General features: G+C 36.6%; 18 protein-coding genes. 6 read left to right on the top strand and 12 right to left on the bottom strand.

Going from position 1 to position 14,733, the window contains the following annotated elements:
- Positions 1-139 precede the first annotated feature (139 nt).
- The 4 genes from N0B48_RS13710 to N0B48_RS13695 all read left to right on the top strand — a co-directional run bounded on the left by N0B48_RS13710 (position 140) and on the right by N0B48_RS13695 (position 3,618).
- The gene (locus N0B48_RS13710; protein ID WP_259839350.1) at positions 140-886 is read left to right on the top strand and encodes a carboxypeptidase-like regulatory domain-containing protein; all 747 of its coding nucleotides are present in this window, start codon (positions 140-142) and stop codon (positions 884-886) included.
- Between the two features lie 6 nt (positions 887-892).
- Positions 893-1,699, top strand: coding sequence for a hypothetical protein (locus tag N0B48_RS13705; protein ID WP_259839349.1), 807 nt, complete (start codon positions 893-895; stop codon positions 1,697-1,699).
- Between the two features lie 10 nt (positions 1,700-1,709).
- Positions 1,710-2,549, top strand: coding sequence for a carboxypeptidase-like regulatory domain-containing protein (locus N0B48_RS13700; RefSeq protein ID WP_259839348.1), 840 nt, complete (start codon positions 1,710-1,712; stop codon positions 2,547-2,549).
- Positions 2,550-2,883: 334 nt separating this feature from the next.
- Positions 2,884-3,618 (top strand): SIMPL domain-containing protein, encoded by a 735-nt coding sequence (locus N0B48_RS13695; RefSeq protein ID WP_259839347.1) that lies wholly within the window; start codon positions 2,884-2,886, stop codon positions 3,616-3,618.
- 270 nt (positions 3,619-3,888) lie between these two features.
- Here N0B48_RS13695 and N0B48_RS13690 read toward each other — a convergent pair whose 3' ends face one another.
- The 8 genes from N0B48_RS13690 to N0B48_RS13655 all read right to left on the bottom strand — a co-directional run bounded on the left by N0B48_RS13690 (position 3,889) and on the right by N0B48_RS13655 (position 11,573).
- Positions 3,889-4,401: a GNAT family N-acetyltransferase gene (locus N0B48_RS13690; protein WP_259839346.1), complete on the bottom strand. Its 513-nt coding sequence runs from the start codon at positions 4,399-4,401 to the stop codon at positions 3,889-3,891.
- A 2-nt stretch (positions 4,402-4,403) separates the two neighbouring features.
- On the bottom strand, positions 4,404-4,625 hold the full coding sequence (locus N0B48_RS13685) for a PspC family transcriptional regulator (RefSeq protein WP_034725857.1): 222 nt from the start codon (positions 4,623-4,625) through the stop codon (positions 4,404-4,406).
- Positions 4,626-4,741: 116 nt separating this feature from the next.
- A complete protein-coding gene (locus tag N0B48_RS13680) occupies positions 4,742-5,209 on the bottom strand; it encodes a hypothetical protein (RefSeq protein ID WP_259839345.1) in 468 nt (155 codons plus the stop codon).
- A gap of 224 nt (positions 5,210-5,433) precedes the next feature.
- Positions 5,434-6,705, bottom strand: coding sequence for a DUF2851 family protein (locus tag N0B48_RS13675; RefSeq protein ID WP_259839344.1), 1,272 nt, complete (start codon positions 6,703-6,705; stop codon positions 5,434-5,436).
- Positions 6,706-7,086: 381 nt separating this feature from the next.
- Positions 7,087-7,734, bottom strand: a complete 648-nt coding sequence (locus N0B48_RS13670) for an HD domain-containing protein (RefSeq protein ID WP_259839343.1) — start codon at positions 7,732-7,734, stop codon at positions 7,087-7,089.
- A 65-nt stretch (positions 7,735-7,799) separates the two neighbouring features.
- On the bottom strand, positions 7,800-8,639 hold the full coding sequence (locus N0B48_RS13665; protein ID WP_259839342.1) for a helix-turn-helix domain-containing protein: 840 nt from the start codon (positions 8,637-8,639) through the stop codon (positions 7,800-7,802).
- 47 nt (positions 8,640-8,686) lie between these two features.
- A complete protein-coding gene (gene bshA / locus N0B48_RS13660) occupies positions 8,687-9,835 on the bottom strand; it encodes an N-acetyl-alpha-D-glucosaminyl L-malate synthase BshA (protein ID WP_259839341.1) in 1,149 nt (382 codons plus the stop codon).
- A gap of 4 nt (positions 9,836-9,839) precedes the next feature.
- Positions 9,840-11,573, bottom strand: coding sequence for a glycoside hydrolase family 3 protein (locus N0B48_RS13655; protein WP_259839340.1), 1,734 nt, complete (start codon positions 11,571-11,573; stop codon positions 9,840-9,842).
- A 115-nt stretch (positions 11,574-11,688) separates the two neighbouring features.
- On the opposite strand from N0B48_RS13655, the gene N0B48_RS13650 reads away from it, so the two are divergent.
- Both N0B48_RS13650 and N0B48_RS13645 read left to right on the top strand, forming a co-directional pair.
- Positions 11,689-12,204: a hypothetical protein gene (locus N0B48_RS13650; RefSeq protein ID WP_259839339.1), complete on the top strand. Its 516-nt coding sequence runs from the start codon at positions 11,689-11,691 to the stop codon at positions 12,202-12,204.
- A gap of 141 nt (positions 12,205-12,345) precedes the next feature.
- Positions 12,346-12,735, top strand: coding sequence for a hypothetical protein (locus tag N0B48_RS13645; RefSeq protein ID WP_259839338.1), 390 nt, complete (start codon positions 12,346-12,348; stop codon positions 12,733-12,735).
- 62 nt (positions 12,736-12,797) lie between these two features.
- Here N0B48_RS13645 and ribA read toward each other — a convergent pair whose 3' ends face one another.
- Genes ribA through N0B48_RS13625 form a run of 4 tightly spaced genes read right to left on the bottom strand, consistent with a single transcriptional unit; the run spans position 12,798 to position 14,714 of the window.
- Positions 12,798-13,394 (bottom strand): GTP cyclohydrolase II, encoded by a 597-nt coding sequence (gene ribA / locus N0B48_RS13640; protein ID WP_259839337.1) that lies wholly within the window; start codon positions 13,392-13,394, stop codon positions 12,798-12,800.
- A 16-nt stretch (positions 13,395-13,410) separates the two neighbouring features.
- Positions 13,411-13,869 carry a hypothetical protein gene (locus tag N0B48_RS13635; RefSeq protein WP_259839336.1) on the bottom strand — a complete coding sequence of 153 codons (459 nt, stop codon included), beginning with the start codon at positions 13,867-13,869 and terminating at the stop codon, positions 13,411-13,413.
- A complete protein-coding gene (locus N0B48_RS13630) occupies positions 13,866-14,480 on the bottom strand; it encodes a DUF4254 domain-containing protein (RefSeq protein ID WP_259839335.1) in 615 nt (204 codons plus the stop codon). The genes N0B48_RS13635 and N0B48_RS13630 overlap by 4 nt, the downstream gene beginning before the upstream one ends.
- A gap of 15 nt (positions 14,481-14,495) precedes the next feature.
- Positions 14,496-14,714, bottom strand: coding sequence for a twin-arginine translocase TatA/TatE family subunit (locus tag N0B48_RS13625; protein WP_259839334.1), 219 nt, complete (start codon positions 14,712-14,714; stop codon positions 14,496-14,498).
- Positions 14,715-14,733: the final 19 nt, after the last annotated feature.

The raw sequence follows: 14,733 nt of genomic DNA, 5'->3' as shown, positions 1-14,733 counted from the left end.
GAAATTTTAACAATTCAGAGCATCGATTTAACAGTTTAATCCGCAAAAATCAAAAAGAAATCCCAAAACGCGTTAACTGTGGTTAAACTTGTAAATTAATTTAAAAATAATTTTAGATTTGCTTAATAAAAAACTGTCCGTGAAACTTAAACTACTCTTTTTTTTAACCACCCTTTTTTTCATTAATACCAATGCCCAAAATTACATTTTCGGAAAAGTAATTTCTGAAGACAGTGCAGAGATTCAGGATGTGACAGTCATTAATATCAGGACAGATGAAAGAACGGTCACCAACCGGGACGGACATTTCATGGTTTCGGGAAGGGCAGGGGATGAACTCAGGTTTGTTAAAGCCGGTTATGAGCGTATCGTCAAAAAAATTTCCAAAGAGATTATAGATGCTCCTATCAATATTATTTTAAAGAGAGAAACCATCCTAATCCCTGAAGTGGAAATTAAGCGGGGACTCACGGGTGATCTGAAAATTGATACCAAAAACCTTAACCGTCCTAAAAAAGTGGAAAAACTCATCAAAGACATTGATCAATATATCGCTCAGAAATCAGATCCACGGATCCTGGCAGCAAGACCTGGAGAATTTGTACAGCCGAAAGGGCAAGGATTCTCCATTGGAAAAATAAAAAATAAATGGGATGATATTGATTTGATGGGCTACCTTCATTCAGCCCTGGGAGATGAATATTTTATCAATCTTAAAATAGAGAAGCCTCAGATTGAACATTTTATAAGTTATGTACTTGCAGGCGGTTTTGAGCGGAAAAGTATCCTGAAATATGGGTTCTGCAGTGATGCAGATCTGTACAGATTTCAAAGATTTGTGCTGACAAGAATTTCCTCCTACCGCGCTCCACAGACTCAAAGATAAACACAGATGAGAACATATATTAAACAAAGCCTTTACGCAGTTCCGCTATTTATGTCTGCTGAACTTTTTTCCCAACAGCAGGTGACCGGAGTTGTAACAGATAATAGTAAAACCAATATTAATCCGGTTTTAATTGTCAATATTTCCAGCCAAAAAAGTGCTCTGAGTGATACTTCTGGAAAATTTAGCATAGAAGCCTCTGAAAATGATGAATTACGTTTTGTAAAGGAAGGGTATTATCGTATTGATAAAAAAATGAAAAAGGAAGATTTCAGTTCTCCCTTAATGATCAGTTTTGAAAGGGTAGAAATAGAAATACCGGAAGTGAAGATCGTATATAAACCTACTGGCAATCTGGAAAGAGATAACAAGCATCTTAATGAATCACGAAAAATGGTTTCTTTAAGATCGGAACTGGATGAATATATGAAAAGTCCGATGAACGAAGCGGTACCGGATAATGCGATTTCTAAAACCTTCAAACCGGATTATAATGCGGGGCAGGTAAGTATTTTAGGGGTTCTGGATGCTGCTGTGGGTTTGTTCAAGAAAGCGACGGAACTTAAAATTACCAAAGCCAATTATAAGGAAACCCAGGATTTTATCCAAAGAATAAAAAACGAAATAGATTTACAGTTTCTGAAAAAATACGGCATGGATGAGGAACAGATTGATGCATTCCTGATTTATGCCAATGATACAAGAACTATGGCAAAAAAATTCAGGAAAAACTTTAAGGCAGATGTCGTGGAATATGAACTAAAAGTAGCGTTTGCTGAATACAAAAAGACGCGCAAAGTGAGTAATATTTAGTTTTAAAAACATGAAGATGAATGTTGGATGTAGAAATATGACTATTGCTGGTTGGAAGAAAACTTTCTTTCTTCTGATTTTCGCGTTTAACAGCTTCATTGCACAGCAAACAGTTAGTGGGCGCATCACAGATGATGACGGGGGATATTTAAGCTCAGTCCTTATTATCAATATGTCTACCGATCAGAAAACATCTTCCAATGCCTTGGGAATATTCTCCATTGAAGCCTCTCCGAATGACGAACTGAGATTTGTAAAAGAAGATTTCAACAGAGTGTCTACAAGAGTTCTCACAGGGGGAAACAATCCTCAGCTGATGGTCACTATGATTCCGATACCGAGAGATGTCGGAGAAGTAAAAATCGTTAAAAAACCCACCGGTGATCTTGAGACCGATTCCCGGTTAGCCACAAAAATAAATAAAGGAGAGATTGTACAACAGGCGGTGGGCTTACCACAACCTGTCGGGAAGATGCGTGAAAAACCTGCAGAAGTAAAAAAGGTTCTTCTTCCGATACTTTTGGGAAGCTTAGATGTACAGGGAACTTACGATCTGATCAGCGGAAAAGCGAGGCGTCAGAAACGACAGTACAGGTATGACGATCTGCAGGAGCATATTATGTGGGTGAGAAACCGGGTAGATAATGAATACTTTACGAATGCCGGAATTCCCGAAGAACGGATTTCAGAATTTATCCAGTATTCTTTTGAGGTTAAACCTCAGGTAAGAACCTATGTGAAGGCGAAAAACCTTTCCGGAGTATTACTGAGAATGGAAGAAACCATGCCTGTTTATCTGGAAAGATTAAAGCAAAGGAAAAACGGATCAATTTCAAAACTTGGGGAGTAAAATAAATGCAATCAAACCTATAAGAGCCTGTTTAAAATTGATCTTAATTTTTTTAATCTCAATAAACTTTAGTTTATTTCTTAATTTTAAACATTAAGGATTTAAGCAGTATGCTTATTGTTATGAATGAAGAAATCAATAAATTGATTTTTTTAAGTTCTTTAAGCACCCCATTTTTTTAGATCTTAATTTCTTAATGTTTATAATGTTTCTTTTTGCCTAGTTCTCTCAAGTGTTGAAACTGAGCCGGAAAAACCAGGAATAATGTTAAAGAATTCTTAAAAAGCGGAATAGAAATTGATGTACTGCTACACAGAATAAAATCACAATTTTTATGAATAAAAATATTATTGCAGTAGCAGTAGGAGCACTAGGATTTGTCCTTGGGCTTGGCTTTTTAGGGAATGCTATTAAAAACAGAAATAAATCTGAAAACACCATTTCCGTAACCGGATTGGGAACCAAACATTTTACTTCCGATCTGATCACATGGTCCGGAAGTTTTTCCAAAAATAATTCCGATTTAAAAGCCGCTTATGACGAGCTTGCGATAGACAGAAAGGTCATCAACGATTATCTTGTTTCAAAAGGGATTAAGCAAGGTGAGATCGTGTTTTCTTCCGTAGATATCCAAAAGCAGTTCAGAAGTTATAATGATTCCAATGGAAATTACGTACAGGGTGAATTTTCCGGGTACAATCTTACCCAAAAAGTTTCTATTGAAAGCAAAGAGGTCGTAAAGATTGAAAACCTTTCGAGAAATATTACGGAGATCATCAACCGTGGAATTGAATTCACTTCATCATCACCATCCTATTTTTACACCAAATTGGCCACAGTAAAGCAGGAAATGATTGCCAGTGCAACGAAAGATGCTAAAGAAAGAGCAGAGAAGATAGCTGAAAATTCAGGAAGCAGTCTGGGAAATCTTAAAAAAGCAACCATGGGTGTAATTCAGATTACAGAACCTAATTCCAATGAAGATTATTCCTACGGTGGAACATTCAATACTTCTTCGAAAGAAAAAGAAGCGAATATCACCATCAAATTGGAATATCAAGTGAACTAAACACATCATCTGTGAATGTCATTATCAATTGTTGGAAAAATATCAACCACAAAAGTTTTTTAACACTTAAGTTATTTTGAAGTTTAATACTTTGACAATAAGAAGTTCACCTAAGTCTTTTTAAAAAAAAATCATAGATTTTTATACAGAGTAATGTACATCATCATCTGTGAAAATCTGTGAAATCAGTGGTGAAAAAAAAACAGAATAAAGATTTTACAAGATGCAATAAAAATAAACCGCCGGAAATCTTCCGGCGGTTTTTATATTTTAGTGATACACAACATCATAAATTTCGTCCTTCACACTCTTCAGATGTTCGGGAGTGTAATTGGCCAGCAGCCAAAGATCCAGCGGTTTTTTCCCTTCACCATAACTCGGCTGTACATACATTTCGTCGATCAGGGTAAATCCGTTTTTCTGATAGAAAGAATAGCGTCTTTTGGCATCTTCTCCCAAATGATCAGGCTCTATTTCCAGAATAATTCTCGGATAATTTTTAAACAGATATCCTGTAATATGCGATCCCAGTTTCTGGCTTCTGAAGGCTTCAAAAACTTCAAAATGTTCTACGAAAACATAAGAACTCAGTTCCCAAATGATCAGATACCCTATAGACTGAGATTCATGAAGTACAGATATTACCTTCACATGAGGGTTTGAAAATAAAGCGGTAAATTGGTTCCAGTCCCTTTGCTCATCTGCGGGAAATGTGCTGGAATAAGACGCATAGATGTCCTGAACTCTATAGTCTTCTGCAGAAGTAATCGGTAAAAATTCCATAATTATAAATCAAAAACGCTGGGCCTTCTTGTGATAAAAATATCTTTGATCCAAAGCGTAAATGCCAGTCCCAGATAGATCAGAAAGAAAAAGCCGGCAGTGGCAAAAGTAGAATAGATAAAGAAGATCCTTAATTTAGATACAGGAATCCCCAGTTTGGCTCCCGTTCTCGTAAGAACACCGAACCATTCTCTTTCCATTTTGTGGCGGATATTATCAAACATTTGAAGATTCTTTTAAAAGTTTAAATCCAATACCGCAATTTAAGCAATTTTTTTCTACCTATCCGATTCGTGATAAATAAATTGATCTTGATCAGGACTTTAGTTTTTATCAAAGATTAATCAAACTCCAGGCTATACATTACACTGATAATTTTCCACTGTCCATTGACTTTTGCCAGCTGCCAGAATTCCTTACCATAATTGGTGACTTTGTTATTCAAAAGAAAAGAATAATCAAAAGTAACCGAGCCTATTACATCATCGTTTTCAATATGTACATTTTTAAACAGCTCATCCTGGTTACCTTTATCCATAAGAAACAGATGAAAATCCTGAAAATTTTTTGTGAATACATTGGAAGGATTTGGCGTTTTATTTTTCAACCTTTTTTGCTGGGTTTTATCTTTAATCACAGCAGTCCAGTTAAAGGAATCTTTTGTAAATAAGGTCTTAAAAGCTGCAGTATCCTTTTTAATGATATATTGTCTGACTTCTTTTACAAGGTTTTGAATTTCATTTTTTTGTTGTATATAGCTCTGTGCACGACAAAAAAACGTAAACAAAACACAAAATAGTACGCTCATGTTTTTCATAGAATTTTATTTTAAGAATAAATTTCGAAAAGCAGATCAGCTTTATATTCAGAAATAAAACCTTTTCCACCATTATTTTTTCTGTAAATATTCGAATAAAACCACAGTATTTAAGAAAGAAATGATAGACGAATCGTTATCCGATGTAGAAAGTATTGTTATTGATTTAAATATAAAATCAGGCTATACAGTGTAATGGTTCGATTGGAAAAATATCAGCTGTCCAAAGTCTGTTTCAATAGATTAAATCCTATACCGCAGTTCAGACATTTTTTTTCTGTACATAAATTTTTATAGTGATAAATCAGGCTTTGGCTTTCCAATGCATTATTCACTTTCAGTCCCAATTTTTTCCAACCGGCAGTGACGGAATTCTTTTCTGCAGCGCTGCTTCTGTAGAGTTCTACGAGTTCATCGGTAATTTCTTCGCGATGGTATTTGTGATAAGTATATTTTAACGGAAGTACCGTATTGAGGATAATTAATTCAATGAAATCAGGACTTAATGTTTTAGGCTGAAACTTTGAAATAGTTCCAAAGTTAAAATGAAAACCCCAATATTCTGAGGCTTTTACAGGTTCAAAAACTTCGTACAACTGATCCGTATTATTTACCCGTATAATTTTTGAAAATAAATTCTGATGCCTGGAATAAAGATTTGCCAATTGGGAAAGGCGGATCGTGGGGAAGTTGGGTGGGCGCAATCTCAGAAACTTAGGATGAAGTGTGAGGTTGGGAATACTGAACTTTTTTCTGATGAATTCAAATTCCCTTTTCCAGATCATCATTTGTCCGTCTTTCGGATGATCCAGCCATCCTGAAATACCAAACAGAAGGGCTTCCAGCTGTAATTCATTCTGCCGGACCTTATTGATAATGCCAAAATCTATTGATTCTGCAATCTGCCTGAAAATATGGGCATTTACTTTTAATCCGAAAGAGTAGGCGAGGCTGTGAAAGAGTACAGCTTCAAAATTATTTTTGTACTGTTCCAGGCTTTTCTCCAGCTCTTGAGATTTTTCGTCCAGCTTTTTAAGCACATTGGCTTCGTGAAAATGAATAGGGATTTTATTGGGATCAAAAATATTTTCGCAGGGAATAAATTGAGTTCCGTTGATCAGCTTTTCATATTTCCACAGCATATTTGAGTCGATATGATCTTTAAGCTCCAGAGTCGGAACATTTTTTTTGATGAGGTCATCAATCTCTGTGTCATTTTGATACACCACATGAAGAATAATATTCTGATAATTAGGATCCTGGGAATGGTTGTGGAAAATCCAGTCTGAGGTACGGATGTGAAGTTCTATATGTCCGGCAATGATCAGTTCTTTTGTTTTGATTTTTGCATTGAGAAAATCCGGTCCTGCATCGGTATTCCATTTTCCAAAATGGATGATTTCAACGGGATTTCCTTCAATATCCTTGAAGTCATAATTTTTGAAAACCTTATAGTTCCAGAGATATTGAAGCAGTTTTTCCGTCATAGGTGTGATGATAAATATAATGGAAATCCTGTACTTTTATTAAGTTTGGTATTAAATTTTCCGTCTCTGTTCTACACAATTTTCCTTCCATAGAAATCCAGTTTTTAAAATTGAAATTTATGTTCTGTTCATTCTATTTTCGTGCTGTTTTGACTAAAAATATAAAAATACCTCCCATACAATGACGGAAGGTATCGTGTCTAAATTTAATGTATTATTTTAGATGTCAGAGATTGAGAAACGTCAATGGTCAATTTTGCTTCGCAAGTGAATGGTGAATTTTTTAAATTTTCTAACTCCGGGACCTGCATCACAAAACTTATAATTCATAATTCATAACTTCCCCAAAGTCGCAAATCCTTATCTCTTTACCCCGAACCTTTACTCCGACCACGGCGAATGCAGAATACAGTCGCAGAAATTTTTTCGTTGAAAATTAGGAATCATAAAAGCACAGACATCAGCTTTAATATTTCCGAATGTGGTTTCAGTTTTATGCTCAAATCCTGAGAAAAATGCTGGAATAATCTTTTTCTTAAAATCTGTTCTCGGGAAAAATCCTATGATCTCTTCACGATCTGCTTCAGACAGATGCTCATATCCTTCACCCATCACATCCAATCCTACTCCTGAATACATTAGTGCGACTTCCGCTTCTTTATGTTCGGCAATTCCTATCGTGGTATGCAGGGCAATCGTATCCCATACAAGCTGAAGACTTTTCTCGGGAAGTCCGTGTCCTTTGAGAAAATCTCTTGCAGCATTCGCTCCGTCTACTTCAAATCTGAGATCAGTACTGCTGTAATGTTCTGTCAGACCCAGATCATGGAACAGGGACGAAACATACAATAATTCGGAGTCGTAGGAAATTTCTTTCCGTTTAGCATTTAAAGATGAAAAAAGAAATACCCTCATCGAGTGATTGTATAAAAATTCATTGCCATGCTCCAAAAGAAGTTCTCTGGCCTGTTCTGCAATAGTACTGTCAGGGATTATGATGCCTGCGGCTGATTTTAACTTTGCTGTCATAACTTTTTTTACAAAATTAAATCAATTAAAGCGCGTGGATAATATCAGTCTTTTCCTTTCACATGTCAAAATTGACCTAAATTCCGATAAGCCTGAGGTGACAAAGAAGTTTGTTTTTTGAAAAAATGACTGAATTGTTCTGTTGACGAAAAATTAAGGACAGAAGCAATTTCTTTTACAGGTGATGCAGAGAAATACAGCATTCTTTTAGCTTCGTTGATGATCATGCCTGCAATTAATTTTTTAGGTGAAATACCGCCCTGTTTATTGCAAATATTGGAAAGCTGCTTATTGGTTATATTCAGGAATCCTGCATAGGCTGAAACTTCGCGGGTCTTCTGATAATTTTGTGAAACGAGTTCCAGGAAATGCGTGTATATTTTTCTGTCGGAATTGTTATAGCGATCCTGCAGAGAAAAATTGATATTGGCAGTCTTGATCATGATGATCTTGAGATAGGCGGCCAAAGCATCTGTTTTATTGATGTAATTTTCAGTCTGGTATTCCCGGTTCAGCATGGCTGCTACAGAAAAAAGTTCTTCGAGATCATATTTTTCCGCTGCCAGTCCCTGATTGTCTGCATTCAGATTGAACAGGACAGATTTGCAGTTGCTTGCACTTTCAGGGGCTTTCTCCCAAAATGCATCGGTAAAAGAAATTTCATATCCTGCTAATGAAGAATCTTCGGAGAATAAAAAGATTTGTCCCTTAGCCATAAGGAGAACCTGATATTTTTCCAGATGGAGAGACGTTTTGTCGATGGTCACAGATCCTGTACCATTCTGATAAATATAGATCCGGTTAACGGCAGTTCGTTGCGGTTGGCGATTATAATCAATATTCCCGTCGAGACTGGTGATAGAAAACTCAACTTCAAATCCTTTCGTATTGTCTGTCAATTCCATATCTGGCCTGCGGGAATATTAATTAAACTTTTATCTGTTTGGTGGAGTTAAGCTTTTGTCAACTCCTTCTTGAAATTTTCTATAGTTGTTCTGTACATCTCTTCATAAATAGGAAGAATATTTTTCAGATCAAATTTGATAGCCTGGTCTTTTGCATTCTGCTTCATGGTAGCTAAAAGCTCATCATTGCTCAAAAGTTTGATCGTGTAATTGCTCATGGCTTCTACATTTCCGATCTCAGCCAGGAATCCAGTTTCTCCCTGGATATTCACTTCAGGAATTCCTCCTGCATTGGAGCTGATCACCGGAGTGTAAGCTGCCATAGCTTCAAGCGCTGCAAGACCGAAACTTTCCTGTTCCGAAGGAAGTAGAAATACATCGGAAAGCTGTAAGATTTTATACAGATCGTTTACTTTTCCTAACAGACGGATTTTTGAAATAAGCTCAGGGTTTTCTTCCAGGAACTGGTTGACCTTTTCCATATCCGGCCCTTCACCGATGATGATCAGTTTTGACTTCACCTTTTTCTCAACGCTTTTGAAAATCTGTAGAACTTCATCTACACGTTTTACGGGACGAAGGTTTGAAACATGGATCAGAATTTTCTCATCCGGATTGGCAAATTGTGTTCTCTGGCATTCCGTTAAGTCATCAAATTCAGAATTATCAATAAAGTTGGTAATCACCTGAATTTCTTTTTTAATGTTGAAAAACTGAAGCGTATCTTTTTTAAGGCTTTGAGAAACGGAAGTGATGGCATCCGACTGGTTGATTGAAAATTCCACGGCATGCTTATAGCTCGGATGTTGTCCCACAAGAGTAATATCTGTTCCGTGAAGAGTCGTTACCAATGGAATGTCATTATTATCTTCCTTCAGCATCTGTTTTGCAGTAAATGCGGCATATGCGTATGGAATGGCGTAATGAGCGTGTAATAGATCCAATTTATAAAGATTCACTACACGGTAAATCATCGAGCTTAATGCAATATCATAAGGCTGATACTGGAAAAGCGGATAAGTCTGTACATTCACTCTGTGGAAGAAAATGTTCGGATTGGTAATGTCCAGTCTCGCAGGGAGCGCAGAACTTATAAAGTGAACCTCATAGCCTTTGTTGGCAAGAGACATTCCCAGTTCTGTTGCTACGATTCCGCTTCCTCCGTAGGTCGGATAGCAAAGTATGCCTATTTTCATTAGATTATTGTTGTTTTGGTGTTGTAAAAACTGTTGTGTTCACATTTGGAGCAGAAGAAGGAGTCTTTTCAATTCCCATTCCTGCTTTTAGCTGGTCATTGACCAATACAGGCAGTTTGCCCGATATTTTTGTTTTTCCGTTCAGCGCAGTGGCTGCAGCGGTCATAGAGTCGTCATTGTTTTCGTAAGAGACCAATACGGTAGATACTTTTGAAATATCGATATCTTTTAAAGCGTATGCACTTCCGAATACATTTAAAATAACATTCTGATTTTTGGTGAGATCAGCAAGAACTTTCTTGGATTCTGCTGAAATTTTATAAGGTTTATAAGCTGTTGAATTATCCTTGTGAAATCCTACGATTACTGTAGAACCTTCAGGGATAGTATTAATCTCGTTGGCTTTTTTGGTGATCACATTAGATCCTAATTGATTCGCGAAAGTCTGATAAGGTGCTTCTTCCAGAGGAACATAATAAGTCTGTTTTCCGTTGATTGGAAGCAATTTCTGATCATCTTTTAACAATGTCAAAGCATTGGCGTATAAATTTTGCACCAATGTTTTGTGAGAATCGTTATTCAGATCGCTATTGATATTGTCTGGATTTTTAGGGGTGTATTGCGTAAGACCCAGGAAATATTTTGTCAGTAGAATTTTCTTTACACTTTCCTCAACTCTTGATTGAGAAATTTCACCTTTTTCAATTCCTTTCTGAATTAATTTTTTCCCTTCTGAAACACCTTGCGAGAAAAGCATAATATCATTTCCGGCTTTAAATGCCAGTGCATCCAGCTCGCCTGGTTTATATTTATTAGCTACAGCTCCCATATTTAGGGCATCTGTAATGATTAAACCTTTGTATCCCAACTGATCTTTTAATATTCCGGTAATGATGTTTTTAGAAACCGAAGCAGGAATTCCTTTTCCCGATTCAAGGCTTGGTACATATAAGTGAGCCACCATCACACCACCGATTCCTTTATCCATCAAAGCTTTAAAAGGAGCCAGTTCTACGGTATTTAATCTTTCTAAACTATGCGAAACTACCGGCAGATCCAGGTGCGAGTCTGTACTTGTATCACCGTGTCCCGGAAAATGTTTGATGGCAGCAAGGATCGTATTATCCTGAAGTCCGTTGGAATAAGATAAAGCTGAACTGATCACATTATCCACCTCTGAACCGAAACTTCTGTTCCCGATAATAGGATTGTTAGGGTTGGTATTCACATCGACTACCGGTGCGAAATCCCAGTTGATTCCCATTCTGTGGCAGTCTTCCGCTATTTTGGCGGACATTTGATAAATAAGGCTTTTATCCTGTATCGCTCCAAGGGTCATTGCCCATGGAAATTTGTGCGCGGTAGCAATTCTCTGAAAAATTCCCCATTCTGCATCCATCCCGATCATCATCGGAATTTTTGATTTCTGCTGAAATTCGTTCACCAGATTAATTTCTCTGGCTGCATCATCCTGCATTAGAATAAGTCCTCCGATTTTGTCATTAACCACAATGGTTCTGATCTGGTTAATATAGTCTTCCCCTTTGTTTGTATAAAGGGCTACAATAAACAGCTGACCCAATTTTTCGTCCTGTGAAAGTGATCCGTAGGTTTTGTCTACCCACTGATGAGCCTTTTTCAGGTCTTCTTTCGAAATGTTTTTAGGCTGGTATTGAGCTTTGGCTGTAAAGCTTATTAATGAAAAAATAAAGAGGGAAGTATATAACAATTTCTTCATGATCTTTTGAATAAGAACAAAAATACAATTAAAAAAATGATGAAAACAAAGTTTTTGCAACTTTTGGTATATGATTTGAATACGCTTTATAAATAATAACTAAACTTTTCTAAAAATGAAAAAAATTCTTCCTTTTCTATTCCTTGCATTTGCATCATTATTTATATTCAGTTGTAAAGATGATTCAGATAGCGACACCTATTCAAGAATGAGAGACGTAACAGGATCATTCACCAATGGAAATGGGTATGCATTTACGCAGGGAATCGATATTAACCAGACAGATGTGGTTTTAGTATACAGAGCGGCAGGTAATGCATGGCAGCAGATTCCAAAGTCTATTTATTTGCCGAATTCAGGAACTTTACCAACAAACAGAGTATTTGATTATAATTTTGTTTTTGATTCTCAGAATGTACAGATCAGAATCGACGATCAGAATTTTGATCTTGGAACACAAATGACACAAGCTGAGGCAACAAGTTATTTAAGTAATCAAAGATTCAGATTAGTACTTGTTCCGGCAGAAGCTACTAAAAATGCAAGTTCTGTAGATTACAGTGACTACAATGCTGTAGTGAAGTACTACCATCTTGATGAAACTAAGGTACCTACTACCAAAGTGAACTAATTAAGAAATATCTTTTCAGTTTTTTATAATTATTAAGAGCTTCGGGAGCAATCCCGGAGCTTTTTTATTGTATTCTTTAAAACCACTTTTGAGGATCATAAAAAAGATTAATTTTACCATCAAACTATGAATAATAAAACCATGATAAAGAATCAATATTTTAAACTTTTAATCATTGCTCCCTTATTCCTGTTGTCTTCATGCAGTGAGATTGTAGATAATGTTCATCAGAATAATGAACAGGAAAACTATGTTTCTCCCTATATGGGAAAGTGGGTGGGGACCTATTCTGGTGAAGTCAGTGGAACTTTGATCCTGAATATCTCAAAAAGTGGAAGTATGGAGGTAACAAGAACTGTAAATAATAATGTGGAGGAAGTTTATTATACCAGCCTTCAGGGAGCAGAAAATGGATCTCTAAGCCCTTCTCCTTCTCCAAAAGGTTTCACCCTATACGGAAGCTTACATACCAAGTCCGGAACCTGGAAACTGCAGAACTGGAGTGGCAGCTGGTCTGTGACGAAACAATAATATGGACAAATTCCAATATAACTAAAAAGCTCCCGGATTTCTCTGGAAGCTTTTATGTTTATCTAATTGTCATTATCATCGAGTAAATGACCGAAGAAATCTTTTTTTGTCTGCAGATAGCCTCTGCTCATCTCATTGGCCGGAATCTGTAAAGGTATCCTTGAATTGAGATGAATGTTGCTTTCTACTACATATTTTACCTTTTCCGGATTATTGGTTAAAAGATTAATATCTTTTACATCTAGCAGGTTCAGGATATCAATAGCAACACCGAATTTTCTGTCATCAGCAGGAAGTCCCAGTTCCAGATTGGCCTGAACGGTATCACGACCTTTTTCCTGAAGAGAATAAGCTTTCAGCTTGTTGATGATCCCGATATTCCTTCCTTCCTGACGAAGGTAAACAATAATGCCTCCGTGCTCATGGGTATATTTCATTGCGGCATCCAGTTGCTGCCCGCATTCACATTTTTTTGAATGGAAAACTTCTCCGGTAATGCATTCTGAGTGGAAACGTACGTTCACCGGTTTTGAAAAATCTGTATTTTCTGCAACGATGGCCATGTGTGGCATCCAGTCGTTTTCGTTTTCGGAGAAAGCGATCATTCGGAAAGAGCCGTGTTCTGTAGGAACATTAGCTTCTGCCTGAATTTTAATCATTAATAGTGGTTCGTTTTTAATTTCCTTTTAAAGAATCTTCTATGACAGAAATATTGGTTTTTAGACGTACCAGATATCTGTTGAGAACTTCATCATCATCTTTATCAAGCTGCTGTCTGAGTTTTTGAATTTTCTTGTATGATTTTTCGAAGCTTTTAACTGCTCTGTTTTTCCCCGCCGAGTTGTTGGCATCTATGGCATATAAATAATTCTGCAGGCTGTATTTCAAGCTTGTGACTTCATCATTTAAACCGTTATTCTTAAACTTTGGAAAAGTAGAAATCAGATTTGAAATTTCAGAAGCATTTACATTTTCTTTGATATTGATATCAAAACCTTTCTTTGCCCCTCTGTCGGAATCAGAACCTTTAGTTTCGCTGTAAAAATTATTAGACAACGGGGAAAGGTTGAGCTTCTCCGTTGCGCAGGAAGTTATAATTAGTAGTAGTACTCCAAAAAAAAATAGTTTTCTCATTTCTGTTGCCCCTTTTGATAAAGGATCGGATTAAGACTATCATCGTTATACATTTTCATTTGTTTGTATACTTTCATCTTAATATTACCGTATTCAATATCAGTAAGCAACTGATCTATAGAAGTTGATAGGTCTTCTTTCTGAGTAAGCAGTACATCCAGTTTAGCCTGGCAGTTAGCACGGTGCTCTTCAGAAGCGGATTCTCTATTGGCCTCTAACGACATATGATAAACCTTTAATGCAAGAATTGATAGTCTGTCTACAGCCCAAGCGGGAGTTTCAGTATTGATTTTTGCATCAGGTCTAGGAGTTATATTTTCAAACTTAGTAAGGAACCAGCCGTCGATAAATTCTACCAGATCTGTTCTCTTCTGGTTAGATGCATCTATCGTTCTCTTCAGTTGAAGAGCTTCAGCGGGATCAATATTTTCATCTCTAATAATATCTTCTAAATGCCATTGAACGGTATCAATCCAGTTCTTTGCATACAAAATCCGTTCCAAACTGTCTTTTTCGAACGGGTTATTAATTAGAGAGTTAACGTCATCGGACACGTGATAGTCTTCAATAGATTGATTGAAGACTTTCCATGCAGTCTCGGTAAAATTCATTAATTCTGAGGAATTTTAGTTGCTGGGAGTATTATTATTGGTGTTGTTGGTAGAAGAGGCTTTGTCAGAACCTGGCTTGTCTTCTTCCTTCACCGCATCTTTAAATTCTTTGATTCCTGAACCAACTCCTCTCATTAATTCCGGAATTTTCTTTCCTCCAAAAAGCAATACCAAAAGTATCGCTACGATAAGGATGTGCTGCCAAGATAAGGCTAGTATTGTTAGTGTATTCATCTCTTAAGATTTTTGCAAA

Source organism: Chryseobacterium herbae (genome assembly GCF_025154075.1).
GTDB lineage: Bacteria > Bacteroidota > Bacteroidia > Flavobacteriales > Weeksellaceae > Chryseobacterium > Chryseobacterium herbae.
This window is presented reverse-complemented; position numbering and strand designations above follow the sequence as displayed.